Source organism: Pseudomonas gebzensis (genome assembly GCF_034427815.1).
Taxonomy (GTDB): Bacteria; Pseudomonadota; Gammaproteobacteria; order Pseudomonadales; family Pseudomonadaceae; genus Aquipseudomonas.
In genome coordinates this window covers 165,738-190,618 of record NZ_JAXQNS010000003.1, presented here as the reverse complement: position 1 = coordinate 190,618, position 24,881 = coordinate 165,738, and the positions used below count along the sequence as shown (strand labels likewise).

Here is a 24,881-nt window from a genome sequence, read left to right as displayed (position 1 = left end):
TCCATGAAACATTCACTGATTGCCCTGTGCCTGCTGACCCTCGCCGGTTGCGCCAGCCAGGAGGCCCGGCAGATGCCGGTGCAGATCATGACCGCGACCCCGGCCCAGGCCCAGGACAGCGAACTGCCGCGCCGCGAACAGGTGCTGCGGCCACAGGATGTGCTCGATGTGATCTTCCACATCAGCAACAGCGGCTCGCAGGCCTACCGCATCCAGCCCGGCGACAACCTCGGCCTGGGTTTTCTCTCGGCCAGCTCGCTCAATGGCAACCAGCTGGTACTGCCTGACGGCAGCATCGAGCTGCCCCGGGCCAACACCACGGTGAACGTCGCCGGGCAGACTGCCGACCAAGCGCGCCGCACCATTCAACAGGCCTACCGCAACAAGAGCCTGTTCCAGCCCAACCGCGACCAGCTCACGGTGCAGGTGCTCAGCGCCATGAGCAACGAGCAGAACCTGCGCAGCTCGCTCACCCACCCCGGCACCGGCCTGAGCCGCGAGATCACCGTGGGCACCGATGGCATGGCCAGCTTTCCGGAAATCGGCGCGGTGGCGTTGCAAGGCATGACCGTGCAGCAGTTGCAGACCTTCCTCAACAAACGCTACGCCGACCTGCCCGGGCGCATGACCGTGGACGTGATGCTCAAGTCCACCGCCGCCAACGAGATCTTCGTGCTCGGTGAGGTGGCCGCCCCCGGCGCCTACCCGATTCGCCGGCCGATCTCGGTGCTCGAAGCGCTGACCCTGGCGCGCGGCCCGAACCTCAAGGCACGCCTGGATTCGGTGATGATCCTGCGACGCAACGGCAACCAGGTGCAGGCCTTCCCCTACAACATCGACCGTGCCCTGGACGCCAGCGCCGCACAAGTGGCCTACCTGCAGCCCGACGACATGCTCTACGTGCCCAAGACCAAGCTGGCCAGCGCCGGCGAACTGGCCCGGCAACTGGCCGATGTGGTGCTGTTCCAGGGCTTTGGCTTCAGCTTCAGCTACCGCGTCGACAACAAGAACAGCAACTCTGACTGACCACTCCGGGACCTCGACATGAACAGTAAAGAAAACTATGTGCATGAGTTCTTCCGGGTGCTTTTCGCCAACCGGCAGATGGTCAAGCGGGTGTTTCTGCTCTTTGCGCTGACGGCGCTGCTGCTGCCGCTGCTGCTCAAGCAGACCTTCGAGATCAACGCCGAAGTGATCGTGCAGTCGAAGAAACTCTCGCAAAGCGACAGCAACAGCTCACTGTCCCAGGAAAGCGACAAGTTCGTGCCGCCGACCCTTTCGGACATGGAAACCGAGAGCAATATCCTGCGCTCGCCAACGCTGATCCGCGAAACCATCACCCAGCTGCGCGATGAGGGCCGCTATAACATCCCGCCCAGCCTGCTCAACCGATTTGTGCTGACGCCGCTGCGTGAAGGGGTGATCCACCCTCTGCGCGAACGGGTGATCAACCCGCTGCGCAGTTGGGTGGGGCTAGACGTCGACCCGGTGCGCGACAACCCGCTCGACGCCCTCACCGAGGATGCCATCAAGCACCTGAAGGTCGAGACCTTGCCCGGCTCCAACGTGGTATCGGTGAACTACGCATCGCCTGACCCTGCGCTGGGCACCCTGTTCGTCCAGCGCCTGCTCGACAATTACCTGCGCAACCGCCAGGACCTGCAGTCGAACGAGCTGCCCGAGACGTTCTACGAGCAGAAGAAACAGCACTACCAGACCCGCATCAGCGACCTGGAGCAACGCCGTCTGGGCATGCTGGAACACATCGGCTCGGCTGATCCGCGCGAGGAAATCACCTTCCGCCTCAACGCGATCAATACCGAAGAGCAGGCGCTGAACCAGTACGGCGACCGCCTGCTGCAAGGCAGCCAGTGGCTGGCCTACCTCAAGACCAGCCTGGCCACGGCGCGCAGCGCCAACCTGCGTGACTACGCCTTCCCCTACACCTTCACCAGCGGCAACAACAATGAGGGCGTGAGCTTCGAGGACCGTGAGGTCAAGCTGCTGGGCGACCAGTTGACCAACCAGGTGCTGACCTACGGCAACGATCTCTCGGTGTTCCAGGCCGACAGCGAACAGATGCTCTTGCAGCGCGAGCAGATCGGCAAGACCCGCCAGCAGTTCCTCAAAGTGGTGGCCAACCGTGTGCAGGAGCGCGAGAAAGACCTGGCGGTGATCCAGGGCGTGATCGAACAGAAAACCCAACGCATCGCCGAGTACAAGACCCGCGTGCATCAACTGCAACAGACGCAGAGCCAGTCGCGCCAGCTCGACACCGAGATCGAAGCGTTGCACAAGGCCTTCTTCACCTACACCCAGCGCTATGAAGAAAGCCGTGGCGAGCGTCAGCTCAACGGCGATCAATCCAATGCGCGGATTCTCAGCGCGCCCTACGAGCCGACCGAACCGGCCTTCCCGAAACCCGGTCTGATCATTCCGTTCGGCCTGCTCACCGGTCTGCTGCTGGCCGTGGCGCTGGTGTACATGCGCGAGTTCTTCGACCGCCGCTTCAAGCACCCGGCGCAGCTTACCCAGCAGCTCGACCTGCCGGTACTGCTGGTGCTCAACGACCAGACCCCGACACTGGCCAACCCCTACCGCCGCTGGTCGCTGCCGCGCCTGGTGCATTGGGTGCGCAATTGAACAGCCCCGCCGCCCTCGCCCGCCCGGTGCTGCACCTGCTTGGCAGCGGTGGTTTCTATGGCGCCGAGCGCATGCTCCTGGACCACTGCCTGAGCGCGCCGGGGCAGCATCAGGTGCTGTTCCTCGGCGCGCCGAGCGAGCTGCTGGCGCGCTTTCGCAGCGCCGGCGTGCGCTGCAGCAACCGCCCAGGGCTGGCCGCGGCGCTGGCCTTCATCGGCGAGCGCCGCAGCCAGCGGCCGTTGCTCAACAGCCACAACTTTCGCGGTTTGCTGGTGGCGTGGCTGGCGGCAGCGATCTGGCGCCTGGCGCTGGTCAGCACGCAGCACGGCTTTACCCCCAGCAGCCGCAAACAGCGGCTGTACGCCTGGCTGACGGTGCAGTTGTGCCGCACCGCGGTGGTCGACCAGGTGGTGTGCGTGGCGCGCAGCATCGCGGCGCTGCTGCAGGCCGCCGGGGTGCGCCGCAGCAAGCTGGCGGTGATTCCCAATGGCTTGCCGGAGGCGGCCCCAGGCGCGGCCCGTGAACGCAGTGGCACGCAGTGGCGGGTGGGCTATGTGGGGCGTCTGAGCGCGGAAAAAGGCCCGGACCTGTTTCTCGACACGCTGATTCCACTGTGTGCGCGCCAGCCCCGACTCACTGCGGTGATGATCGGCGATGGCCCGCAGCGCGTGGCCTTGCAGGCACGCATCGAGGCCGCCGGCCTGGGCGAGCGTATTGCCCTGGTGGGCTTTCAAGTCGACATGGCCGGCTGGATGAACCAGCTCGACGCCCTGGTGATCAGCTCGCGCACCGAGGGTACGCCGATGATCCTGCTCGAAGCCATGCAGCAGCGGGTGCCGGTGGTGGCTTTTGCCGTGGGCGGCATCCCGGATGTGATCGAGCACGGTCGCAGCGGCCTGCTGGCCGCGCCGCTGGCTGTGGCCGAGCTCGCCGGCCACCTCGAAGCGCTGCTGCTCGACCCGGCCCAAGCCGCCGAGCTCAGCGCCCAGGCCCGGCAGCGCCAACGCCAGCACCACCATCTGCCGAGCCTGGCCCAGCACTGGGCGCGGGTGTACCTGGATGCGACCCTGGAGACCTCCCCATGATCCTGCCTCTGTCGTTGATCAGCCTGTTGGGCCTGCTCAGCGTGGGCCTGCTCGCCAGCCCCTGGCCGTACCTGGCGCCCGGCACCGTGGTGGGCCTGGCCGGGCTGTTGGTGCTGTACCGCAAGCCGGCCTGGGGCTTGCTCGCGATCGTGGCGCTGGTGCCCTTCGAGGGCCTGTTCAAGGACAGCGAACTGACGGGCGCCAAACTGATCGGGGCATCGCTGGCGCTGGTGCTGGTGCTGCAGCTGATGGTCGGCCAACGCGCCGCCGAGCGGCTGCGCAGCAACCAATGGCGGCTGTTGCTGCCGTTTCTGGGGCTGTACCTGCTGAGCCTGCTGGTGAGCGACGACACCGGGGTGTCGATGGCGCACCTGCGCATGATGGCCGTGGGCTTCTTATTGTTCGCCATCACCCTGCTGGTGGGCCGCGAACTGGACCTCAGCCTGTTGTGCAAGGTCGTCAGCCTGAGCGTGGCGGTGACCTGTGGCCTGGCCGTGTTTTCCGCGAGATTCCAGGAGCGCGGCCGCGCCCTGGGCCTGCTCGAGGACGCCAACGTGTTCGCGTTGCTGATCGCCTTCGCCGTGCCACTGGCACTGTGGGCCCTGCTGCACAGCCGCGGCGCCTTGCAACGGCTGCTGTGGCTGGGCTGTCTGGGCCTGTTGCTGGTGGGCATGACCAAAACCGAATCGCGCTCGGGCCTGGTGGTGTTGCTGATCAGCTTGGGCATTGCGTTGGTGCACTACCGCACCTGGCTCACCCGCATCCGCCCACGCCACTTGGGTTTCGCCCTGCTCGGCCTGGCGATCTTGCTGCCCACCACCGTGGCCGTGATGCCGGCCAGCTATGTGCAGCGCATCGAGTCGCTGGTGCTGCTCAAATCCGGCGCCAGCGGCAACAAGGACGAGTCCCTCGGCCGCCGCGCCTCGTACATCGTCGTTGGCAGCGGCTTGATCCGCAGCAACCCGCTGCTGGGCGCAGGCCCCGGCACCTTCCCGCTGCACTACGCCACCACCGGCTACGCCAATGGGTTCGCGCCCAACGCCAAGGCCTCGAACTTCTACCGCCAGGCGCACAACACCTACCTGGAGCTGTTCAGTGAACTCGGCATTCCGGCCGGGCTGCTGTTCTGCGCCATGATCGCCCTGGCCCTGCGCAACCTGTGGGTGGCGCGGCGGCTGTGGCTGCACGCCGGGCAGCAGTCGCGCGCCGACCTGCTGACCCACCTGACCATGAGCATGCTCGCCATCGGCCTGTTCCTGGTCTTCCTCAGCGCGTCCAACCACAAGTACCTGTGGATCATGCTGGCACTGTCCAGCGTGCTGCGCCTGCAGGCCGAACAGCCTCGCCTGGAGCGTGCCGCATGAGCCAGGTGAGCATCGTCATTCCCATGTTCAACGAAGCCCGGCACATCGCCCGCACCCTCGCCTCGGCGCAGCGGGCGGCGGCCCGTGCGGGGCTGGCCTGCGAGCTCATCGTGGTCGACAACGGCTCGACCGATGACGGCCCGGCCATTGCCCGCCAGTTCGGCGCGCAGGTGCTGAGCTTGCCGGGCCTGACCATCGGCGCCCTGCGCAATCGCGGCGCCGCCCTTGGCAACGGCCACTGGCTGGCCTTTCTCGACGCCGACATCGAAGTGCCGGCGCAGTGGCTGGCGCAGCTGCTGCGGCTGCATGGCGAGCAGCGCGCCGACGTGTTTGCACTGGACTGCGACACTCCGGCGGCCGCGCCCTGGTACGCCCGCGCCTGGCAACGCCGCACGCTGCGCACCGGCGCCGTACAGCACCGCGCGCAGTGGCTGCCCACGCCCAATCTGCTGATGCCGCGGAGCTGGTTCGCGCGGGTCGGCGGCTTCAACGAACAGCTCACCACCGGCGAAGACAAGGACCTCACCTGGCGCCTGACCCAGGCCGGCGCGCGTCTGCTGGCCGTGCGCGACCCGGTGGCACTGCACTGGGGCTTCGAGGGGCGCTGGGGGGAATGGCTGGGCAAGGAGCTGTGGCGCCAGGGCAGCCACCTGCACCTGCTGCGCAACCACGGCCGTAGCCTGCGCCTGCTGCGCTTCCCGCTGCTGTCGCTGGGCGCCTGGGCGGTGGATGTTGCCGCCCTGCTGGCCCTGAGCTATGGCCAGGTGCCGCTGGCGTTGCTGCTGCTACTGGTCGGCGCCCTGCCGGCGCTGGGCCTGAGCGCCCGGCAGAGCCTGCGCCACCGCGACCTGCTGTTCACCCTGCAACTGTGGGGCCTGCACTGGGTGCGCTTGCGCCTGGCCGGTGCGGCCCTGGTATTGAGCCTGCTCAATCGCCCGTCAAGGAGACCCGCCCGTGGCTGAATTGATCTTCTGGACCTGCTTGCTGCTGCCCTTGTTCGCCTGGCTGGGTTACCCCCTGCTGCTGGCGCTGATCAGCCCTTGGCTGCCGCGCCCGCCCGTGCTGAGCGGCCCACCGCTGCACGTCAGTGTGGTCGTGGCGGCGCACAACGAACAACGCCACATCGAAGCCAAGCTGCGCAACCTGCTGGAGCAGCAGGTGACGCTGGCCAGCCTGCAGATCGTGGTTGCCAGCGATGGTTCCAGCGATGACACCGTGGCCTTGGCGCGCCGCCTGGATGACCCACGCGTGGTCGTGCTCGACCTGCCGCGCCAAGGCAAGAACGCCACCCTCAACAGCGCCGTGACCCACTGCACCGGCGACATTCTGGTGTTCACCGACGCCGACGTGCAGTGGCTCGACGGCACCTTCGCGGCGCTGATCGCGCCCTTCGCCGACCCTGGCGTAGGCGCCAGCGGCGGCAACATGGTCATTCCCCTGACCGGCAAGGGCATGAGCTACGGCGAGGCGCTGTACCGGCGCCAGGAAGCCTGGCTGCGCGGGCTGGAGAACCGCGCCGGCTGCTGCGTCTCGGCCGACGGCGCCCTGCAGGCGCTGCGCCGGGCGCTGTACCAAGCGATTCCACCGCGGGTCAACGACGACTTCTTCATCAGTACCTGCGCGCCGGTCGCTGGCCTGCGCGTGGCCTATGTCGACCATGCCCGCGCCTACGACTTCGGCACCGATGAAGCCGAACGCCAGTTCAGCCGGCGCCAGCGCGTCACCGTGGGCGGGCTGATCAGTCTCAAGGCGCGCCGCGAACTGCTCGATCCGCGCCGTCATGGCCTGTATGCGTTGGCCCTGATCAGCCACAAGCTGATCCGCCGCCTGGCACCGGTGCTGTTGCTGCCGCTGCTGCTGAGCAACCTGCTGCTGCTCGAGCAGGCCAGCTTCTATGGCGTGGCGCTGGTTGCCCAAGGGCTGGGCTACGGCGTGGCGGTGGTCGGCTTGCTGGATGCGCAGCGGCGTTTGCCCAGGCCGTTCCGCTTGGCCGCCTTCGTTCTGGTCACGGTGGCCGGCATGAGCCTGGGCCTGTGGCAGTTCCTGCGCGGGCATGGCTACAACCAATGGACCCCCAATCAAACCCGGTGAATACCCGCCATGTCGATCAAGAACGATCTTAAACGCGCCAGCGGTTGGCTGTACCTCAATTCCCCCGTCGGCCGTCGGCAGCTGCGCGGCGGTGGGGTCATCCTGATGCTGCACCGGGTGCTGGCCGACGACGCCAGTGCCGAGCTGGCGCACCGCAACGAGCTGTGCGTGGGCCCCGAGGCCTTTGACCGGCTGCTGCACTGGTTGCGTCAGCACTTCGATTGCGTGCCGCTGATGACCCTGCTCGAACAGCAGCGCCAGCCGCGCAGCGGGCAGCGCCCGCAGGTGGCACTGACCTTCGACGACGGCTGGCGTGACAACGCGCTGCACGCCCTGCCGCTGCTCAAGCACCATCAGGTGCCGGCGAGCATCTTCCTGTCCACCGACTACATCGGCAGCCGCCAGTGTTTCTGGTGGGAAAGCCTGGGTGAAACGTTATGGGGCAGCCATGGCCAGGCGGCCATTGCGCCGCTGCTCGAGCGCCTGCGTGAACACGGCCACCCGGTGCCTGCACAGGTCCTCGAGCACGCACCCGACCGCTTGCGCAGCCTGGCCCTGGCGCATTACCTGCAAAGCCTCAAGGCGCTGCCGGCGCACAGCCTGCGCCAACTCACCGAGGCCTGCCCGCAGGAATCGCTGCCGCAGGCCCTGAATTGGCATCAAGTTCGGCAGATGGAAGTCTCCGGGCTGATCACCTTCGGCCCCCACGGCGCTAGCCATGCGCTGCTGCCCGAGCTGGACGACGAGGCACTCGACGCCGAGCTGGGGCGCAGCGCCAATGCCCTGCAGCGTGGCTGCCTGCAACCGCTGCCGGTGTACTGCTACCCCAACGGCGACCACGATGCGCGGGTGCGCCAACACGTCGCCTCACACCACTACCCGTTCGCGCTCAGCACGCGCGCGGCGGTGTACAAGAGCGGCGACGACCCGCTGGCCCTGCCGCGCATCGGCGTCAGCCAACGCAGCGCCCGCCAGCCTGGCTTGCTGGCCTGGCGCATCAGCCGCGGGGCACGCGCATGAAGCGCAATGGTTACCTGCGGCACATGGTCCTGAGCATGGGCACCAACGTCGCCATGCTGGTGTTGCGGCTGATGCGCAACGTGCTCCTGGCACGGATTCTCGGGCCCAGCGAGCGCGGCGTGTTCGCCCTGCTCAATACCCTGCCCGACCTGATCAGCGCTTTCACCAGCGGCGGCCTGAACACCGCCCTTGGCTACCAGGCGGCCAAACAGCGCAACATGGGCCTGCTGCTGACCCAAGTGCTGGTCTATGGCTGCCTGCTGGCGACCCTGCTGACGCTGCTGTGCATCGTCCTGGCGCGCGAACTGGGCACGCATCTGGAAGCCACCGAGCAACTGGGTTTGCTGGTCTGGCTGTTGCTGGCGGCCGTGCCGCTGTCGGTGCTCAAGGTGGCGCTCCTGACCCTGCACAACGCCTCGGGCGCCACCGGCACCTACAACGCCCTGCGCCTGCTCGAATCGCTGGTGCCACTGCTGCTGTTCGCCGGGCTGTTCTTCATGTGGCGCGATAACGCCCTGGATGCGGCGGTGATCAGCTGGCTGTGCGGGCTGGGGCTGTTCGCCAGCCTGGGTCTCTACTGGCTGGGCCGCGATCACCACATCGCCCTGCGCTGGGACCGCAACGGCCAGCGCGAACTGCTCAGCTACAGCGCCAAGAGCCACCCCGACGTGCTGTTTCGCCAGGCCATGCTGCGCGGCGACTACCTGCTGATCAGCGCCATGCTCGGCAGCGCGCAGCTGGGCCATTACGCCATGGCCACCGCCGCGGCCGAGCTGCTGTTCATCGTGCCGGAGGCGGTGACCACGCCGCTGATGAAGCGCCTGCTGCAACAGGAAAAGGAAATGAGCCGGCTGACCCCGCTGGCCCTGCGCCTGACCTCGACCATCATGTTCCTTGCCTGCCTGAGCATGGCGGTGATCGGTGAATGGCTGATCGTCACGCTGTTCGGCGCCGAGTACCAAGCGGCTTATCCCGCGCTGCTCGGCCTGTTGCCAGGGCTGCTCGGCATGAGCCACGTGAGCATCCTGCGCCTGGACCTGCTCGGCAAGCAGCGCCCTGGCAGCGTGTCGTGGATCATGGGTATCGGCGCGGTAATGAACCTGGTGCTGAGCCTGCTGTTGATTCCGCACTATGGCATTCTCGGCGCGGCCATCAGCTCGTCGGTAGCGTACTTCAGCGTAGCGGTCATGATGCTGACGCTGTACTGCCGGCTCAGCGGTGTGTCGGTCTGGAGCACGCTGGTGATTCTGCCCAGCGATGTGCGTCCGCTGCTGCAGATGCTGCAACGGGGTGCGGCATGAATCGCGGCGTCCCGGCACTGCTGCTGGCCGGCGCGCTGTTGGCCGGTGCTGCGCAGGCCACGCCGTTGAGCTGGGGCGATATCCGCGATGGCAGCCTGTACCTGCAGCCGACCCAGCCGGACACCATCGCCATCACCTGGCAACCCGCCTGGCAGGCCGACGCCAACGAGGAATACCTGTACCTGCTCGATGGCCATGGCCAGCTGCAAGGCGAGCGGCACATCCTCCCTGAGCAGACCTGCGGAGAGCAACGCTGGCCCTTGGCGGCCAGTGCGCACGCCTATCAGCTGGACGTGCCGGGCTACAGCTTTCGTCGCTACCGCATCAGCAGCGATGCCAGCACGCGCACCCAGTTCGCCCCGGCCAAGGTGCATTTCAGCCTGCAGGCCCCGGCCAATACCGTGCTGTACTTTCGCGTCGCCGCCGGCGAGCAGGCGACCCTGGCCGGCAAGTACCACGGCGGCGTGCGAGCGTTGCAGGTCGAGCGCCTGGGCGATGGGCAGCGGCTGGACCTGGTGCTCAAGCCGCATGCGGCCTATTGGCAGTTCGACCGCCTGGCACTACCGGTCGTCGACCACGCGCAGACCTTCCGCCTGCGCCTGCACGGCCAGGGCAAGGCGGCGTTCTGGCTGGACGGCACGGCCAACCTGTTCGCCCGCCGCGAAGACCATCTCGGGTCGCTGGCGCTGGCTGACGGCCAAGTCATGCTGAACGTCGGCCAGGCCCGGCTCGGCCACACGCCCAGCCTGGGCGTGAGCGTGCCTTATCAAATGCCGCCGCCGGCCAGCCATGCCGCCATCGATGGGTTGCAACCGCGCGCCACCGGCGGGTACAGCTTCGTCGACGTGCTACAACGAAAGCCCGGCTATGAAGCTGATTTTCGCCGCTTCTACCTGGGCCGCTACCCCATCGCCCAAGACCTCACCCTGCTGTCTGCCACCGAGCGCCGCGCGGTGCTGGCGCTGGACCGCACCACCTTCGCCGGCCTCGATGACTGGCTCAGGACCACCCGCGAGCTGGGCGGCAAGGCGCTGCATTACCTGGCCTTCACCGACGAGCCGAACCTCAACTACCCCGACTTCGACAGCTATGCGCGCTACTTCGAGGCCATGCTGGCCCACGTGCGGCGCGTGCCCGGCACACGTGAGGCCGGGGTGCGCATCGCCATGCCGGCCAGCTCCAACCTGGTCAACGGTCCGATGAGCGAACACAGCGCCGAGCGCATCGGCCTGGACTGGGCGCGGCGCCTGCTGGCCCGGCACGCTGAGCAGATCGACGCGCTGGCCTGGCACCAATGGATGGTCCGCGACCTGCTGGCCACGCGCATCTACCGCGCCCACGTGCGCCAGGCGGCCGAGCTGGTGGGGCTGGACGCCGAGGGCCGGCCACGCAAGGCGCTGCTGATCGACCAGACCAATATTTCCAGCGGTTCGAGCCTCAGCCCCTACGACCAGGACACCCAATACGCCGGTCTGTGGTGGGCCTCGGTGGCGATCAACGCCTCGGCCGACGGCCTGCTGGACATGCTCAACTGGTTCCACCTGGGCGATGAAGAAGGCTGGCCCAAAGGCATGATCGAGGTGCGCGACGGCGAGCGGCGCTTCACACCCAAACCCGTGGCACTGACCCACCGCTTCATCCAGCAGCACTGGCGGCGCCACGTGCTGGCGCTGGACAACGACGCCTTCGAGGTCGATGCCCTGGCCATGGCCGATGGCCCGCAGCGCAGCCTGCTCGGGGTGAACAAAGCCACCCGTACCCAACAGGTCACCGTGGCGGGTCTGGCCAACGCCTGCGGTGCTGCCCGATTACAGCTGTACGGCGCCGATCAGCGATCGCGCGCCGCTGCGCTCACCTGCAACGACGGTCACGTGCGCTTCTCGCTACCCGGGCAGACGTTGTTCGCCCTGACCTGGAGTGCCCACTGATGACCCGCGTCCTGACCCCGTACTCAACCTGCCCCAGACAGGAGGCACCATGAACCATGCACTGAGCACCCTGCAGCAGTATTTCAAGCGCAAAGGCCTGCGCGGAACGTTCAACGGCGTCATTCGCCGCTTCGTCTACCGCCACGAGGAGCTGCTGTGGATGGAGCGCGACCTGGTCACCCCGCCGCCGCCGCACCAGCTCAAAGCTTACCCACCGCTGCGCATGGAGCGTATCAACGTGCACAACGTGCAGGCCTTTGCGCGGTATTTCGGTGACCGCATTCAGACCATGCGCGATCTGGCGGCCGAGGGCCACACGGGGCTGATGTGGCTCGACGAGCGCGACGACTGCTGCGTGTTCCTCTGGGCCAGCACCCGCGACTATCACGACCGGCACTACTACGGCTGCTGGTTTGCGGTGCAGCCTGGTGAGTATTTTCAGTTCGGCGGCGAATCGGCGCGCCGCTATTGGGGCACGCAGATCTCCACGGATGCCCAACTGCGGATGTTCCAGGAAATGACCGCGCAAGGTTTCGTGAAGGTGGTGGACGTGTGTGAATCCCACAACATCCCTGCGCTGCGTCTGCACCTGCGCATGGGCTATCACGAGCAAGGTCGAGTGGTACACATCCATCACCTGTTCGGGCGCTGGAAGCTGTTTCGCGAAACCCGCTACAGCGGTTCGCGCCTGGCGCCGCTGCGCAAGGCCGCGGCGCCTTCAGCCGCGGCGGCCTGACGCATGGCCGTCGAACTGCGCTGGTGCCACTCGCTGAGCGAGGCGAGCTTTCCTGCCCAGGCCTACGAGGCACTGCGTCAGCGCCTGGCCGGCAGCACCCCGTTCAACCACCTGGGCTGGCTGCGCGCCGCCGAGCAGGCGCTGTTGCCGGGGCAGCAACTGGCGGTGCTCATGGGTTACGAGCACGGGGAGTTGCGCCTGTGCCTGCCGCTGGTGCGCAGCCGCGAGCGCTTCGGGCCGTTGCGCGTGGCGGTGGTACGCCACCTCGGCTATCCACTGAGCGACCGCATCGCCCTGCTCATCGAGCTACCGGTGGATGCCGCCGGCCAGGTGCTGCGCAGCATTCGCCGGCACCTGCCACATGCGCTGCTGCAACTGAGCGAAGTGCCGTCGGCGGTGGCCAGTGACCCGTGGTTGAACTGCTGGGCGCGGCGCAGTTCGACCTTCGAGCAGCGCCTGAGCTGCCGGGTGCCGGTACACCGCATCAGCGCCGCCGACCGCCAGGAAATCAGCGGCGACCCGCGCTACAAGCTGCGCCGCGCGCGCAAACGCATCGCCGCCTGCGGCGCCGTCGAACGGCGCGTGCTGGCCGATGCGGCCACTATCACAGCGCTACTCGATGCGGTCAGCGCAGTGGAAACGGCCAGCTGGAAAGGTGACGACGCAGTGGGCATCTTTTCCGGGTCCCAGCGTCGCCAATGGATGTACCAAGGCTTTACCGACCTCGCTGGCCAGGGCCTGGTGTGCCTGGTCCTGCTGGAGCTGGACGGGCGCTGCATCAGCTACCGGCTGGGCCTGCTGGAGCGTGGGCGCTTCTATGATTACAACCTGGCCTTCCTGCCGGCCTACCGCGACCTGGGCAGCGGCCGTGTGCTGCTGGAGTCAGTGATTCACTGGGGGCTGGACAGCGGCTGGGAGTGGGTCGATGCCTCGCGGGTCAGCCTGGACAATTCCAGCCACCAGTTGCACGAACGCCACACCGGTTTCATCGAACACTGGCGCTTGAGCTGCTTCAGCTGGCGGCCCAGTGGCTTCACCCTGGGGCTTGCCTTGCGCGGTTGGCACTGGCTCAAGCCCTTGGTGCGCAAACGCGCCACGCCTGCCGCCAGCGAAGCGGCTCACACCACACAGGAGCATGCCCATGCCAACGAAGGCCATCGTCAACGCGGATGATTTCGGCCTGAGCGCCCGCACCAACGCCATCATCCTGCGCGGATTCCAGGCGCGCTTGCTCAGTTCGGCAACCATCATGGCCAACATGCCCGGCTTTGCCGGGGCCTGTGCCATGAGCCAGCACGGTGCGCTCAAGGGCCACATCGGCCTGCATTTCAACCTCACCCATGGCCGCCCGCTGAGCCAGGCCATTCTGCGCGAGCCGCGGTTCTGCAATGCTTCCGGGCACTTCGCGCTGCGCTTGAAGCCGTACAGCCTGTTCCTGCGCCGCCGCGAACGGCAAGCCGTCATCGAAGAACTGGCGGCGCAATGGGCGCGCTGCGTGGCCCATGGCGTGGTGCCGAGCCATCTGGATTCGCACCAGCACGTGCACAACATCTGGCCGATTGGCGACCTGCTCGCGCGTTTTGCCCGCGATCACGGGGTGCCGGTGCGCCTGGCGCGCAATATCGGGCTGAACATCGGTCCGTTGAAATGGCTGTTCAAGACGGCGCTGAACAAACGCCTGCGTCAGCTGTGTGGGGCCACGGCCGACCACGTCTGTACTCCGGCCGACCTCAAAGCCGGGCTGGCGCCGCGCAGCGGCGTGCTGGAGGTGGTGGTGCACCCCAGCGCGCTGGGCAGCAAGGATTTTGGCGATGCCTACCTGGCGCGGGGGGAATCGTTGCAGTCGTTGATCGATCAGTACCTGGCAGATACGCCGCGGGTGGGGTACAGGCGGTGTCAGATGGATTGAGGTTGTGCGTTCAGACCGACGCTGGCGCCTCTCACGGCCCATCGGTCATGGAGCCCCAGCGTTTTCGCCGCGCCCTATCGAGCTAAACATTCCCCTCCCCGCTGCTGTCACACGTTTGAGGCGGCCAGACACCCGCAGGGCAAAAATGCAGGTGTGTGTTGCAGATTTGCCCGTTGTCCGCCCCGCTGGCCAGTGCCAGCATCGGCCACGCTCGTGACACAGTGGCGCCGCTCCCTGGAAATCCATCAACAACGCAAGGACATCGCGATGACTGCACAGGCTCGAACACGAGAGGCCAGCCACGTGCTGGCGACGGTTCGCAACCACACCGGCCACCTCACCCTGAACCGCCCCGAAGGCCTCAATGCCCTGACCCTGGGCATGGTCCGCAGCCTGCAACGCCAGCTCGACACCTGGCGTGACGATGACCAGGTCAAGGCCGTGGTGTTGCGTGGCGAAGGGCCCAAGGGTTTTTGCGCAGGCGGCGACATCCGCGCGTTGTACGACAGCTATCACGCCGGCAGCACCCTGTGCGAGGTGTTCTTCGAAGAGGAATATGCGCTCGACCTGTGCCTGCACCGCTACCCCAAGCCGGTGGTGGTGCTGATGGACGGTTTTACCCTCGGCGGCGGCATGGGCCTGGCGCAAGGCTGTGACCTGCGCGTGGTCACCGAACGCAGCCGGCTGGCCATGCCAGAGGTGGGTATTGGTTATTTCCCCGACGTTGGCGCCAGCTATTTTCTCTCCCGCGTGCCGGGTGAGCTGGGGGTGTACCTGGGGGTGACCGGCAAGCACATCCAGGCCGCCGACGCGCTGTACTGCGGCCTGGCCAACTGGTACCTGCCCAGCGCTGCGCTGAGCGCGTTCGACGCCGGCCTCGACTGCCTGCGGTTCGGGCCCTACCCGCTCAAGGACCTGCAAAGCCTGCTCGCGGGCCTCGGCCAGCAGATGCTCGCAAGCGCCCCCCTGGCCGCGCTGCGCCCGGCCATCGATCACTATTTCAGCCAGCCCGACCTGCCCGCGATCATCGAGCAGCTGCGCGCTGTCAACCTCGGTGACAGCCACGCCTGGGCGCTGGCCACCGCCGACCTGCTCGAGACCCGTTCGCCGCTCGCCATGGCGGTGACCTTGCAGATGCTGCGGCGCGGCCGCGGCTTGAACCTGGAGCAGTGTTTCGCCCAGGAGCTGCACGTGGACCGGCAGTGGTTCGAGCACGGCGACCTGGTCGAGGGGGTACGTGCACTGCTGATCGACAAGGACAAGCAACCGCGCTGGAATCCGCTCACCCCCCGCGAGGTGACCCCCGCGCAGGTCAATCGCTTCTTCGACGGCCTGTGAACCGGAGCTGCCCATGCAAGACCTCGAGCTGAATGACGAACAGATCATGATCCGTGACATGGCCCGCGAATTCGCCCGCCACGAGATCGCGCCACACGCCCAGGCCTGGGAAAAGGCCGCCTGGATCGACGACGCCGTGGTACGCCAGATGGGCGAACTGGGCCTGCTTGGCATGGTGGTGCCCGACAGCCATGGCGGCAGTTACACCGATTACGTCGCCTATGCCCTGGCCGTGGAGGAAATTTCCGCCGCCGACGGCGCGACCGGGGCGCTGATGAGCATCCACAACTCGGTGGGCTGTGGCCCGCTGCTCGCCCATGGCAACACCCAGCAGCAACAGGCATGGTTAGCGCGCCTGGCCAGCGGCGAGGTGATCGGTTGCTTCTGCCTGACCGAGCCGCAGGCCGGCTCCGAGGCGCACAACCTGCGCACCCGCGCCGAGCAGGTGGGCGATCAGTGGGTGCTCAATGGCGCCAAACAGTTCGTCAGCAACGCGCGCCGCGCCGGGCTGGCCATCGTCTTTGCCGTCACTGACCCGGCGCTGGGCAAAAAAGGCTTGTCGGCGTTTCTGGTGCCGACCGACACCCCCGGGTTCTGCGTCGAGCGCAGCGAACACAAGATGGGCATCCGCGCCAGCGACACCTGCGCGGTGAGCCTGACCGACTGCCGCATTCCGGCCGCCAACCTGCTCGGCGAGCGCGGCAAGGGCCTGGCCATCGCCCTGTCCAACCTCGAAGGCGGACGCATCGGCATTGCTGCCCAGGCCCTGGGTATCGCCCGCGCCGCCTTCGAGGCCGCGCTGGGGTATGCCCGCGAGCGGGTGCAGTTCGGCAAACCGATCAACGAACACCAGAGCATTGCCAACCTGCTCGCCGACATGCAGGTGCAGGTGAATGCCGCGCGCCTGCTGATCCTCCATGCTGCACGCCTGCGCAGCGCCGGCAGGCCGTGCCTGTCAGAAGCCTCGCAAGCCAAGCTGTTCGCCTCGGAAATGGCCGAACGGGTGTGCTCGATGGCGATCCAGGTGCACGGCGGCTACGGCTATCTGGAGGATTACCCGGTCGAGCGCTACTACCGCGATGCACGCATCACCCAGATCTACGAAGGCTCCAGCGAGATCCAGCGGCTGCTCATTGCGCGGGAGTTGAAGCACTATGCGCTGTAGCGGCTTCGGCTGATCGCCAGCGCTGATCCATCTCCCGGCCTGCTGCACGCCTCAGCTTGACTGCACGATGATCTGGCTCTGCAGGTCGCGGACCATGCCGTCGATGGCCGGCTGCAGGCGTTTGAAATCCTCTGGGGAGCACACTGCGCGGGGGTGGTGCACACGCATGCGGCGCTCGATCAGCACGGTGTTGCCCTCGCGGCGGTAGTGGGCGCTGTAGTCGAGGCTGGGGTCTTGCAAGGCCACCGGTTTCGGCAGTGCCAGCACGTTGACCTCGGGCGGGAACTCGAAGCGTGCGCGCTCGACGGTAGTGCCGGAAAAACACTGGAACCCTTGGCGGCGCTGCTTCTCGAGGGTGAAGCCGTACACCGTCTGGGCGATCCCACCGCCCAGCGCGCTCAAGGCCATCACCCCGACCGGACCAGGCAGGTTGACGAGGTTTTCAGAGTGACCGGTAAAACGGGTGCGAAAGACGCCGTCGCCCTGAAGCGGCTCCACGCTCAAGGCGCCGCTGCCGCGCTGGCCGTAGGCTGCCAGCACCTGCTGGATCAACGCCTCGCGCTGCCCTGCGTTCAGTGCGGCGACGTGATAGCGGGTAAACTCGCTGGCCCAACCGCGCACGCGGGCGTCGTGCTGGAAATCCGCTGCGCCGACCTTGTCGACCTTGAACGACAGCTCCCCCTCTGCCTCGCTCATCTGCGTGGCCGGGGTGCGTGCCAGGGTACCGCTGGCGGTCAGCAGCACCGGTTTGTCGAGCACCCCTAGCGGTAGATAGCCCGCCGCAATGCCGGCGTCGGTCGAGTCAAGGTACAGGTCCAGGCTCGGCACATAGGTGAGCACGTGGTTGAACACACCCAGGGTCGGCACACTGGGCAGGGTGTAGGCATTGCCCAGGTTGACCAGCGCTGGCGTGCTGTCGATACCGACAGCCTTGAGCAGTGCTTCGAGCAGCGCAACATGGTCCTTGCAGTCGCCGTAGCGGTTGTCGAGCACGGTTTGCGCCGGGTGCGGCACCACCCCGCCTGCGCCCACATACACCGCCACATAGCGAATATGGGCACGCACCCAGTCGCTCAGGACCAGCACCTTGTCGCGGGCCGTGGGCAGCGTGGCCGTCAGTTGCCGAGCCATCTCGCGAATGGCCGGCGTGACCTCGACCTGCGCGCGGACCTGGTAGGCCTCGGCGAACTGCTTGAAGCCGGCAAAGGTCGATACCGCCAGGTACTGGCCGTGGTCCAGGTACGACACAGCGCCCGACTCGATACGCGCGCGCTCGATGACTTGATAGTCCCAGCGGTAGACCGTCCGGCCGTTGGCAGTGTGCGGTGCCACCGCCTTGAAGCCGCGTGCTTCGGCATGCAAGGGCAACCCTTCGGGCAGGTCGTAGGTGATGCTGAACTCACCGATGGGGTGCATCGCGGCAGCGCTGAGGTCTTCGAACTGGTTCGGGAACAGCGGCGTGCTGCGCGTGCGCTGGTAGCGCAGTACCAACCGGTCACCGACCGCCACTTCGGGGAAGATCACCACCTTGTTCAGCGCATCCCGAAACATGGGCGCCTCGCTGGAGGCCGCCTCTTGCTGTTCGCGGATCTGCTCGGGGCTGACTGGGACTTTGCGGCCATCGGCCTTCAGCGTGTATGCCTCGACCACATCGAGGGTTTCCATCGCGCGGTTGTAGCTCAAGGGCTGTTGCGCACGGGCCTGCACAGCGCTTGGCTGATTGATCAGCACCACCGACTCGACCGCCAGCACGAAGCTGCCGTCAGCTTGCACGGTGAAGTGCTGCAGGTCTTTTTCCAGTGTGACGGAGGGGTCGGTACCGTCGGCGTGGGCCCAGGAGGGCATGAACAAAAGCAGCGCGCAGACCAATGCTGCGCGCACGCAGGCAAAACGGGGCGTCGGGAACATGGAGATCCTTCTCGTGCGACGGTTTGGCGAGAGCGCCAGTCGGCAATGATACGCATTTTCACCGGCAATTGCAGGCGAATTGATATCACGGAGGATCGCACAGGGATGGGAGGTCCACGTGGATAGGCACGCGGTAGCAAAGTAGCAGGCCGATCAGCCCAGGCAGTTGCGCCGGCTGCATTCGGCCTCGGCATCAGGCCTGCTCTGCAGGCTCAGCGGCAAGCGTTGTTTCTCCTGATTGTCATACAGGTCGAAGCGCGCACAGAACGCGCCCGCCCATGACCGGGCCTTACGCATTGACAATTCCTTTTCAACCGGCAGTGCTGGAACGATGACAAATCGTTGTTGCATGACTGAGCCTCCCCCTGGCAGTGCGTCCACTATTAGCCAGACTATGTGAAACCTTCAAGCTCGCTCATGGGTAAGCGACGAGCGGAATGTTGCCTGTGTGCTAACCGCAGCCTTGATTTCAGCGGCGCGCCGGCCCCCACGCGTTGCGCTGGGCAAACGCATGACCTGTCAGCGTTGACTGCCCTGGGGCTGCTCTGCGCCGAGCCTGCCCACGCCTTCAGCGCGGCGCCGCATAGCCTGTCATCTCCAGATACCCGCGTCCGCTGGTGCTGCCCTGCACCTTCACCGGGCCTTCCCAGTAGGGAAAACGCGTGTGCATCCAGGCCTGCGGCTCCAGCGCCTGCACCTCGACATCGAGCTGCTTGCCTGGCACCTGCACGCGCCAGCGCGTCGGCACTGACTGGCCGTCGTGCTGGCGCGTCGAGGCCAGCGCGCTGAGCTGAATCTGCTCCTCCTGCAACGCCTCGCTGACGCCGTCTGCGGTGATCCAGGTGCCGGCGCGATAGGGCTGCGCGTCCTCTTGGCGCACCTGGAACAGCATCAGCTTGGCGCCGCTGGCCAGGTGCAGGGAAAACCAGTCCCAGCCCGACTGCCCGGCGGCGAGCGGCTGGCTGCTCCATTCGCGGTCGAGCCAGGCATTGCCACTGACCGGTACGCGTTGGCCATCGCGCTCGACCACGCCGCTGACCCGGTAGAACGGCTGGCTGTAGTAGTACGACGCCTGCCCATGGCCGGACTTTTCGCTGTAGCCCTGATCGCCATGCAGCACCAATGGCCGCTGACTCGTGAGGTTCAGGTCATACGCGAAGCCGGCGCCGTTGGCGCGCATGCGCAACCCGCGAAGCTGCGCGTCGCCCGCCAAGGACCAGTCGTCGATCCAGGCGCGAAACGGCGCGCCCTCGACCCCCGCCTGGCCGATGCCACCGCGGGCCAGGCGCTCGCTGGACTGGTGCCCACCCGGCCCGGTCAGCGCGGCATGGGCCATCCACAGGTTGGCGCTGCTCCAGCCGGCACCGGCCTCGCCGGGGCGCAGCGCGGAGCGGAACAGCGTCCACTGCGTGCCCCAGTCGCGGCCCTGGTCATCGCGCAGGTTGGCAGTGACGTACCACCACTCGATGCGATAGCCATCGTGGGCGCCATGGTCGCGCGGGAACACCAGCGGCACGCCGCGTTTGACCTGGGCGAAGGCGGCCGCGTCCTGGCCGAGGCCTGCGTAACTGCGCGGCGTGGGGTCGGGTTTGTCGCAGCCAGTCAGGGCCAACAGGCCAATGAGCAGCGCGCAGCGGTCAAGCCTCATGGGTGAAGGTCCTCAGCAGGTCGACCGGTTGTCGGCGGGCCAGTTGCCACAGCGGCCAGGCGCTGGCAGCCAGGCTGGTGAACAGGCCGAGCCCGGCCAATTGCAGCAGTTGCGCCGGGAACACCATCAGCGGCAGACGCCAGCCGAAGGCCTGCACATTGACCACCGCCACCAGGCACCAGGCCAGCAACAGCCCCAGGGGCATGGCCAGCAGCACGGTGAGGCTGGCCAGCAACAGGGTCTGGCCGAGGGACAGGCCGATCAGGCCACGCCGCGTCACCCCTAGCGCCCACAGCGGCGCCAGTTGGCCGAGGCGGCTGTGCCCGAGGGTCAGCAAGCTGATGAACAACGCCAGCCCGGCGATCCCCAGCGTCAGGGTATTGAGCGCAGCCGTGGCGGCGAAGGTGCGACTGAAGACCTCGGTGGACCAGGCCTTCAACGTGCTCTGGTCAACCAGCCGACTCGGGTCCAGGCCATAGCGCTGGTGCAACGCCGCTTGTAACGTGGCGCGCTGCCCTGGCGCCACGTTCAGGGCGATCCCGCTCAGGCTTGCCTGCGGCACGTGGGCGCGCAGCCAGGCATCGTTGACCAGTACATGGCCTTTGGGGTTGCCGTAGTCGGCATAGAGCCCGACGACCGTCAGCGCCTGATGGCCATTGCCAGTGGCCACCGGCATCTCGACGCGATCGCCCAGCGCCACGTGCAGGCGCCTTGCCAATTGCTCACTGAGCATCACCCCACGGCCGGCGGCGAGCTGCGCCCAGGCATCGCTGCGCTGCGCCAGCAGCGGCCAGTGCGTGCGGTACCACGGTGCATCGACCACGCCCTGCACCTGCGTGGGCCATTGCTGCAGCCGCAGTTCGGTGCGCCAAGTGGGCAGGCGTACGGTGACGGCCGGCTGATCAGCCAGCCAGCGGTCGATGAGTGCCGCTTGCTCGCTGTCGCGTGGGGTCACGTACAGGTCGGCAGACAACCGTTGGTCCAGCCAGCCGGTGAAGGTGCGCCGGAACCCCTCGGTCATGCTGCCCACCCCAACGCTGGCGGCCAGGGCCAGCAGCAGCGCCATCAGCGCCAGGCTCAGGGCGGGCAATTGCTGACGGCTGTCAGCGATGAACCACTGCGGCAACGGCCGCCGGTATAAGCGCGCCAAGCCTGCCAACAGGGCGTCGAGCAGCAAGGGCAGCAGCAACGCCGCCGCCAGCAGCAGGCACGCCAGCAGGGTGAAAGCGCTGGGCAAGCCTTGGCCCCACCCCCAGCAGCCCGCCGCCACCACTGCCAAGCCCAGCGCGGCCAACGCCTGACGCCGCAGCCACGGGCCCTGGGCTGCGCGCCACGCCTGCGCCTGGGCCAAGGCCAGCAGCGGCAGGTGCGCCGCACGCCACACCGCACTGATGCCTGCGAGCAAGGCACCGGCCACGCTGACCAGTACACCACTGGCCCACCACGCCGGGGCCAGGCTCAACTGCCCGGCCACCTGCGCGCCGTACAGCCCGCGCATGCTGGCAGCCACATCGGGCAGCAGCAGGGCCGCCAACACATAGCCGCCAGCCACCCCCGCCAAGCCGCCCAGCATGGCAAACAGCCCCAACTCGATGGCCAATGCCGTGAGGACCGTGCGCAGGTTGACGCCACAGGCGCGCAGCGTGCGAATCAACCCACGGCGCTGTTCCAGCGCAAGGCCGATGGCGGCATGGGCAATGAACAAGCCGACCACGAATGCCAGCAGGCCCAGCGCGCTGAGGTTCAGGTGGAAGCTCTCGGTGAGGCGCTGCAGGTCGCCGTCATCTTCACTGGGCACGACCCTCAACTGCCGCGCCAGATCATCCGGCAACGGCCGTGGCGACCCCTCCAGCAATAGCCGCGACACCTGCCCCGGCGCCTGCAACAGGCGTTGTGCCTGACCGATGTCGACGATCACCACGCCAGGGGCCAGCCCCTCTTGTACCTGCAACGGCGGCAACGGCTGGCCCTCGCGGGTGCTGGTCACATCCCCCGCGCGCACGCCGAGCCGGCGCAGGGTATCGGGGCCTATCCAGGCCTGCCCGGGCGGGCTGACGAAGGCCGGCAGGTCGAAGCCTTCGGCGCGGGTACCGGCCACGGCGAAGCCGCTGGGCAGGCTGAGCGGTTCGATACCGATCAGGCGCACGTTCAGCGCCGTGTCACCCGCCAGCGCCAGGCGCCCTTCGAGCACCGGGCTGACCGGCCAACCGAGCAGGCGCAGACGCACATACAGGGCTTGGTCGAAATGCTCATGCTCGCGCCCCAGCACCTGCACCTGCGTGCCCGTCACCAGCACTGCGCTGGCCCGGGCATAGTCGCTGCGCGCCTGGGCATTCAAGGCCTGCACACCGGTCCACAAGGTGGTTGCCAGACACAGCCCGAGAAAGATGCTCACCCCTTGCAACCGGTGTCGGCGCCAGTGGCTGAGCAACGTGTGCAAGGTGATGCGCAAGGTGCTCATGGGCGCCTGCCCGGCAAAGGTCGAGGCATTTGCTGGCAGCGAGGCAAGCATGGCCGGAGCTCACCCGAAGAACACGCCATCCGCCAGCCAGTCATCGAGCCACCTGCGCCATCACCCGCCCCGCCTGCAACCGGCGGCGCACTTGCAGCCGCTCGGCCAGGCGCTCGCTGTGGGTGACCATCAGCACGCTGCTGCCAGCTTCTTCGATCAATTGCAGCATCAGCGCCAACACTTCTTCGCTGCTGCCCTCGTCAAGGCTGCCCGTCGGCTCGTCGGCCAGCAGCAACGAAGGCCGCCCGGCCAAAGCACGGGCAATCGCCACGCGCTGCTGCTGACCGCCCGAGAGCTGCTCGGGGTAACGTGCCAGCAAGTTGCCCAGCCCCAGGCGCTCGGCCAGGTAGGCGGCCCATAGCGGGTCATGCCGCTCGGCCAGGCGCGCCTGGAAGCTCAGGTTACTGGCCACATCCAGGCTAGGGATCAGGTTGAACTGTTGAAAGACCAAGCCAATCGATTCGCGTCGCCACTGTGCAAGGCCCGCCTCGGAGCGTCCGTCCAGGGCCTGACCGTGGATCAGAATGCGCCCGCTGTCGGCCCGGTCGAGACCCGCGATCAGGTGCAGCAGCGTGCTTTTGCCGCTGCCCGACTCGCCCATCAGCGCCAGGCTGCTGTGGGCGTCGAGCTGCAGGTCGACGCCCTGCAGCACCGGCAGCGGGCCTTGGGCAGTGACGTACTGCTTGTGCAGGTTTTCGATGAGCAGCATGGGCGTCCTTGGGGTCGGGCAACGGCGCGTGGCAGCCTTCGGATCAGTCGCGTACCAGCTTGAACATGCCGTTGTCGTACCACCTCAGTGCCAGCGTGCCATCCACGCTTTTGAAGAACGTCGCCGTGTCGGCATCGGACGGTCCCCAGGACCCGGACTTGCAGACCACGCTATACGCTGTCGCCTGATCGACACCCAGCTTGCGCAGCTGCGCCGACGTATCGGCATCGCTGGTTGATGCCACCGCTTTGAAGGTCGGTTGGGTGCAGGTGTCGTTCACCAAGCCTTGACGCGGGTCTGCCTCAAGACGGTCCCGGTTGAACCTCAGGCGCCAGCCCATCACCTGAGGGTCGTCGTCAGCCAGCGCCTGCACGCCTGTGTCAGGGACGGCGACCGCAGCGACGTGCCAGTTGCCGGAGAAGGCTTGCTCCACCGTCGATGCTGCTGATTGGGCGGGTTCTTTGCCGCAGGCTGCGAGAAGGCACAAGGCGATTGCTGACGTGGCAAATTTGACCGGTATGTTCATGGATACTCCTTGCAAGCGCTGGGTCGAACCGTAGGCCAGCGCCGGTGTGGGGGATTTCTCTGTGACAACGCACGCACCTGTCGGTGCCGGCCGATCAGCCAGGCTGCATCTCCAGCAACGCACTCAGTACCTCGGCCAGCGCCCTGACCGTGCCATCGGCCGTGGGCCGGTGGACGATGATGATCTCGTAGCTGTCCACCTCCGCTAGTCCCTGTGGCGCGCCAAGCACGCGGTGTGCGGCGCTGGCCGCCCGCGGCGGCAGCAAGCTGATGCCCATGCCGTCGGCCACCGCCGCCTGCAGGCCACTCAGGCTGGAGCTGGTGAAACTGATGCGCCACGCGCGGCCCATCGCTTCCAACGCCTGGATCATGTCGTCGCGGTACAGCCCGCGCGGCGGGAAGGTCACCAGGGGAACCGGGTCGAGGTCGAAGGTCGGCGCGTGGGCGCTGTCGATCCACTGCAACCGTTCAGGCCAGCGCGCAATCCCTTCACGGGCATTGCGCCGCTGCTTGAGCAGAATCAGGTCGAGCTCGCCATTGTCGTAGGCCTGGCTGATGTCGCGACACAGACCGCTGGTGACCTCAAGCTTCACTTGCGGGTGCGCGCGGCTGAAGGCGGCCAGGGCCGTGGTGGTGCGCCCGCCAACGAAATCTTCCGGTACGCCCAGGCGTACCGTGACGCCTACCCGCGCGCCAGCCAGGGCTTCGAGCATCTGATCGTTGAGCGCGAGCATGTGCCGTGCATAGCCCAGCAAGGTCTGCCCGGCGTCGGTGGGCAACACGTCGCGGTTGCCGCGCACCAGCAGGCGGTGGCCGACCATGTCTTCGAGCCGGCGCACTTTCTGGCTGATCGTCGACTGCGTGGAGTGCAGGCGCGCCGCCGCCGTGGTGAAGCTGCCGCAGTCGGCGACCACGACGATGGCGCGCAACAGGTCGAGGTCGAACAGGGCTCTATTGGCTTTGGTGATGGCGGGCATGGAGTCATTCAGCAGGCAAATG

21 protein-coding genes are annotated in these 24,881 nt (G+C 67.1%); 14 read left to right on the top strand and 7 right to left on the bottom strand.

Annotated elements, in window-relative coordinates; translation table 11 throughout:
• Positions 1–3 precede the first annotated feature (3 nt).
• The 14 genes from SJI00_RS07890 (at position 4) to SJI00_RS07825 (ending at position 16,580) form a co-directional block, all read left to right on the top strand.
• A complete protein-coding gene (locus tag SJI00_RS07890) occupies positions 4–1,026 on the top strand; it encodes a polysaccharide biosynthesis/export family protein (protein ID WP_322461170.1) in 1,023 nt (340 codons plus the stop codon).
• A gap of 18 nt (positions 1,027–1,044) precedes the next feature.
• A complete protein-coding gene (locus SJI00_RS07885; RefSeq protein ID WP_322461169.1) occupies positions 1,045–2,643 on the top strand; it encodes a GumC family protein in 1,599 nt (532 codons plus the stop codon).
• A complete protein-coding gene (locus tag SJI00_RS07880; protein ID WP_322461168.1) occupies positions 2,640–3,728 on the top strand; it encodes a glycosyltransferase family 4 protein in 1,089 nt (362 codons plus the stop codon). Before SJI00_RS07885 ends, SJI00_RS07880 begins: the two co-directional genes overlap by 4 nt.
• Complete coding sequence (locus SJI00_RS07875) at positions 3,725–5,092, top strand: O-antigen ligase family protein (RefSeq protein ID WP_322461167.1); 1,368 nt, start codon at positions 3,725–3,727, stop codon at positions 5,090–5,092. Before SJI00_RS07880 ends, SJI00_RS07875 begins: the two co-directional genes overlap by 4 nt.
• Positions 5,089–6,054: a glycosyltransferase gene (locus tag SJI00_RS07870; RefSeq protein WP_322461166.1), complete on the top strand. Its 966-nt coding sequence runs from the start codon at positions 5,089–5,091 to the stop codon at positions 6,052–6,054. Before SJI00_RS07875 ends, SJI00_RS07870 begins: the two co-directional genes overlap by 4 nt.
• Positions 6,047–7,183: a glycosyltransferase gene (locus tag SJI00_RS07865; protein ID WP_322461165.1), complete on the top strand. Its 1,137-nt coding sequence runs from the start codon at positions 6,047–6,049 to the stop codon at positions 7,181–7,183. Before SJI00_RS07870 ends, SJI00_RS07865 begins: the two co-directional genes overlap by 8 nt.
• Before the next feature lie 9 nt (positions 7,184–7,192).
• Complete coding sequence (locus SJI00_RS07860; RefSeq protein WP_322461164.1) at positions 7,193–8,203, top strand: polysaccharide deacetylase family protein; 1,011 nt, start codon at positions 7,193–7,195, stop codon at positions 8,201–8,203.
• Positions 8,200–9,504 (top strand): oligosaccharide flippase family protein, encoded by a 1,305-nt coding sequence (locus SJI00_RS07855; RefSeq protein ID WP_322461163.1) that lies wholly within the window; start codon positions 8,200–8,202, stop codon positions 9,502–9,504. The genes SJI00_RS07860 and SJI00_RS07855 overlap by 4 nt, the downstream gene beginning before the upstream one ends.
• Positions 9,501–11,432: a hypothetical protein gene (locus SJI00_RS07850; protein WP_322461162.1), complete on the top strand. Its 1,932-nt coding sequence runs from the start codon at positions 9,501–9,503 to the stop codon at positions 11,430–11,432. Before SJI00_RS07855 ends, SJI00_RS07850 begins: the two co-directional genes overlap by 4 nt.
• Positions 11,433–11,481: 49 nt before the next feature.
• Positions 11,482–12,168 (top strand): GNAT family protein, encoded by a 687-nt coding sequence (locus SJI00_RS07845; protein WP_322461161.1) that lies wholly within the window; start codon positions 11,482–11,484, stop codon positions 12,166–12,168.
• 3 nt (positions 12,169–12,171) lie between these two features.
• Entirely contained in the window at positions 12,172–13,341 is a 1,170-nt protein-coding gene (locus tag SJI00_RS07840) for a GNAT family N-acetyltransferase (protein ID WP_322461160.1), read from the top strand.
• Positions 13,310–14,077 carry a ChbG/HpnK family deacetylase gene (locus SJI00_RS07835; protein ID WP_322461159.1) on the top strand — a complete coding sequence of 256 codons (768 nt, stop codon included), beginning with the start codon at positions 13,310–13,312 and terminating at the stop codon, positions 14,075–14,077. Before SJI00_RS07840 ends, SJI00_RS07835 begins: the two co-directional genes overlap by 32 nt.
• Positions 14,078–14,344: 267 nt before the next feature.
• Positions 14,345–15,415: an enoyl-CoA hydratase/isomerase family protein gene (locus SJI00_RS07830; protein ID WP_322461158.1), complete on the top strand. Its 1,071-nt coding sequence runs from the start codon at positions 14,345–14,347 to the stop codon at positions 15,413–15,415.
• 13 nt (positions 15,416–15,428) lie between these two features.
• The gene (locus SJI00_RS07825) at positions 15,429–16,580 is read left to right on the top strand and encodes an acyl-CoA dehydrogenase family protein (RefSeq protein ID WP_322461157.1); all 1,152 of its coding nucleotides are present in this window, start codon (positions 15,429–15,431) and stop codon (positions 16,578–16,580) included.
• A 51-nt stretch (positions 16,581–16,631) separates the two neighbouring features.
• On the opposite strand, the gene SJI00_RS07820 is transcribed toward SJI00_RS07825, so the two are convergent.
• From SJI00_RS07820 to SJI00_RS07790, 7 genes are all read right to left on the bottom strand, one after another.
• Positions 16,632–18,488 carry a DUF3857 domain-containing transglutaminase family protein gene (locus SJI00_RS07820; protein ID WP_322461156.1) on the bottom strand — a complete coding sequence of 619 codons (1,857 nt, stop codon included), beginning with the start codon at positions 18,486–18,488 and terminating at the stop codon, positions 16,632–16,634.
• Positions 18,489–18,641: 153 nt separating this feature from the next.
• The gene (locus SJI00_RS07815) at positions 18,642–18,785 is read right to left on the bottom strand and encodes a hypothetical protein (RefSeq protein ID WP_322461155.1); all 144 of its coding nucleotides are present in this window, start codon (positions 18,783–18,785) and stop codon (positions 18,642–18,644) included.
• A gap of 271 nt (positions 18,786–19,056) precedes the next feature.
• Positions 19,057–20,136, bottom strand: a complete 1,080-nt coding sequence (locus SJI00_RS07810; protein WP_322461154.1) for a lipocalin-like domain-containing protein — start codon at positions 20,134–20,136, stop codon at positions 19,057–19,059.
• Positions 20,126–22,597, bottom strand: a complete 2,472-nt coding sequence (locus SJI00_RS07805; protein ID WP_322461370.1) for an FtsX-like permease family protein — start codon at positions 22,595–22,597, stop codon at positions 20,126–20,128. The genes SJI00_RS07810 and SJI00_RS07805 overlap by 11 nt, the downstream gene beginning before the upstream one ends.
• Positions 22,598–22,688: 91 nt before the next feature.
• Positions 22,689–23,357, bottom strand: a complete 669-nt coding sequence (locus tag SJI00_RS07800; RefSeq protein ID WP_322461153.1) for an ABC transporter ATP-binding protein — start codon at positions 23,355–23,357, stop codon at positions 22,689–22,691.
• 43 nt (positions 23,358–23,400) lie between these two features.
• Complete coding sequence (locus tag SJI00_RS07795) at positions 23,401–23,883, bottom strand: hypothetical protein (RefSeq protein WP_322461152.1); 483 nt, start codon at positions 23,881–23,883, stop codon at positions 23,401–23,403.
• A gap of 94 nt (positions 23,884–23,977) precedes the next feature.
• Positions 23,978–24,859, bottom strand: coding sequence for a LysR substrate-binding domain-containing protein (locus tag SJI00_RS07790; protein WP_322461151.1), 882 nt, complete (start codon positions 24,857–24,859; stop codon positions 23,978–23,980).
• Positions 24,860–24,881: the final 22 nt, after the last annotated feature.

What these genes read in the sequence shown, in the direction of transcription:
- SJI00_RS07890 (WP_322461170.1), top strand. Translation starts at nt 4, where the DNA reads ATGAAACATTCACTGATTGCCCTGTGCCTGCTGACCCTCGCCGGTTGC.
- SJI00_RS07885 (WP_322461169.1), top strand. Translation starts at nt 1,045, where the DNA reads ATGAACAGTAAAGAAAACTATGTGCATGAGTTCTTCCGGGTGCTTTTC.
- SJI00_RS07875 (WP_322461167.1), top strand. Translation starts at nt 3,725, where the DNA reads ATGATCCTGCCTCTGTCGTTGATCAGCCTGTTGGGCCTGCTCAGCGTG.
- SJI00_RS07870 (WP_322461166.1), top strand. Translation starts at nt 5,089, where the DNA reads ATGAGCCAGGTGAGCATCGTCATTCCCATGTTCAACGAAGCCCGGCAC.
- SJI00_RS07860 (WP_322461164.1), top strand. Translation starts at nt 7,193, where the DNA reads ATGTCGATCAAGAACGATCTTAAACGCGCCAGCGGTTGGCTGTACCTC.
- SJI00_RS07855 (WP_322461163.1), top strand. Translation starts at nt 8,200, where the DNA reads ATGAAGCGCAATGGTTACCTGCGGCACATGGTCCTGAGCATGGGCACC.
- SJI00_RS07850 (WP_322461162.1), top strand. Translation starts at nt 9,501, where the DNA reads ATGAATCGCGGCGTCCCGGCACTGCTGCTGGCCGGCGCGCTGTTGGCC.
- SJI00_RS07845 (WP_322461161.1), top strand. Translation starts at nt 11,482, where the DNA reads ATGAACCATGCACTGAGCACCCTGCAGCAGTATTTCAAGCGCAAAGGC.
- SJI00_RS07840 (WP_322461160.1), top strand. Translation starts at nt 12,172, where the DNA reads ATGGCCGTCGAACTGCGCTGGTGCCACTCGCTGAGCGAGGCGAGCTTT.
- SJI00_RS07835 (WP_322461159.1), top strand. Translation starts at nt 13,310, where the DNA reads ATGCCAACGAAGGCCATCGTCAACGCGGATGATTTCGGCCTGAGCGCC.
- SJI00_RS07830 (WP_322461158.1), top strand. Translation starts at nt 14,345, where the DNA reads ATGACTGCACAGGCTCGAACACGAGAGGCCAGCCACGTGCTGGCGACG.
- SJI00_RS07825 (WP_322461157.1), top strand. Translation starts at nt 15,429, where the DNA reads ATGCAAGACCTCGAGCTGAATGACGAACAGATCATGATCCGTGACATG.
- SJI00_RS07820 (WP_322461156.1), bottom strand. Translation starts at nt 18,488, where the DNA reads ATGTTCCCGACGCCCCGTTTTGCCTGCGTGCGCGCAGCATTGGTCTGC.
- SJI00_RS07815 (WP_322461155.1), bottom strand. Translation starts at nt 18,785, where the DNA reads ATGCGTAAGGCCCGGTCATGGGCGGGCGCGTTCTGTGCGCGCTTCGAC.
- SJI00_RS07810 (WP_322461154.1), bottom strand. Translation starts at nt 20,136, where the DNA reads ATGAGGCTTGACCGCTGCGCGCTGCTCATTGGCCTGTTGGCCCTGACT.
- SJI00_RS07805 (WP_322461370.1), bottom strand. Translation starts at nt 22,597, where the DNA reads ATGAGCACCTTGCGCATCACCTTGCACACGTTGCTCAGCCACTGGCGC.
- SJI00_RS07800 (WP_322461153.1), bottom strand. Translation starts at nt 23,357, where the DNA reads ATGCTGCTCATCGAAAACCTGCACAAGCAGTACGTCACTGCCCAAGGC.
- SJI00_RS07795 (WP_322461152.1), bottom strand. Translation starts at nt 23,883, where the DNA reads ATGAACATACCGGTCAAATTTGCCACGTCAGCAATCGCCTTGTGCCTT.
- SJI00_RS07790 (WP_322461151.1), bottom strand. Translation starts at nt 24,859, where the DNA reads ATGCCCGCCATCACCAAAGCCAATAGAGCCCTGTTCGACCTCGACCTG.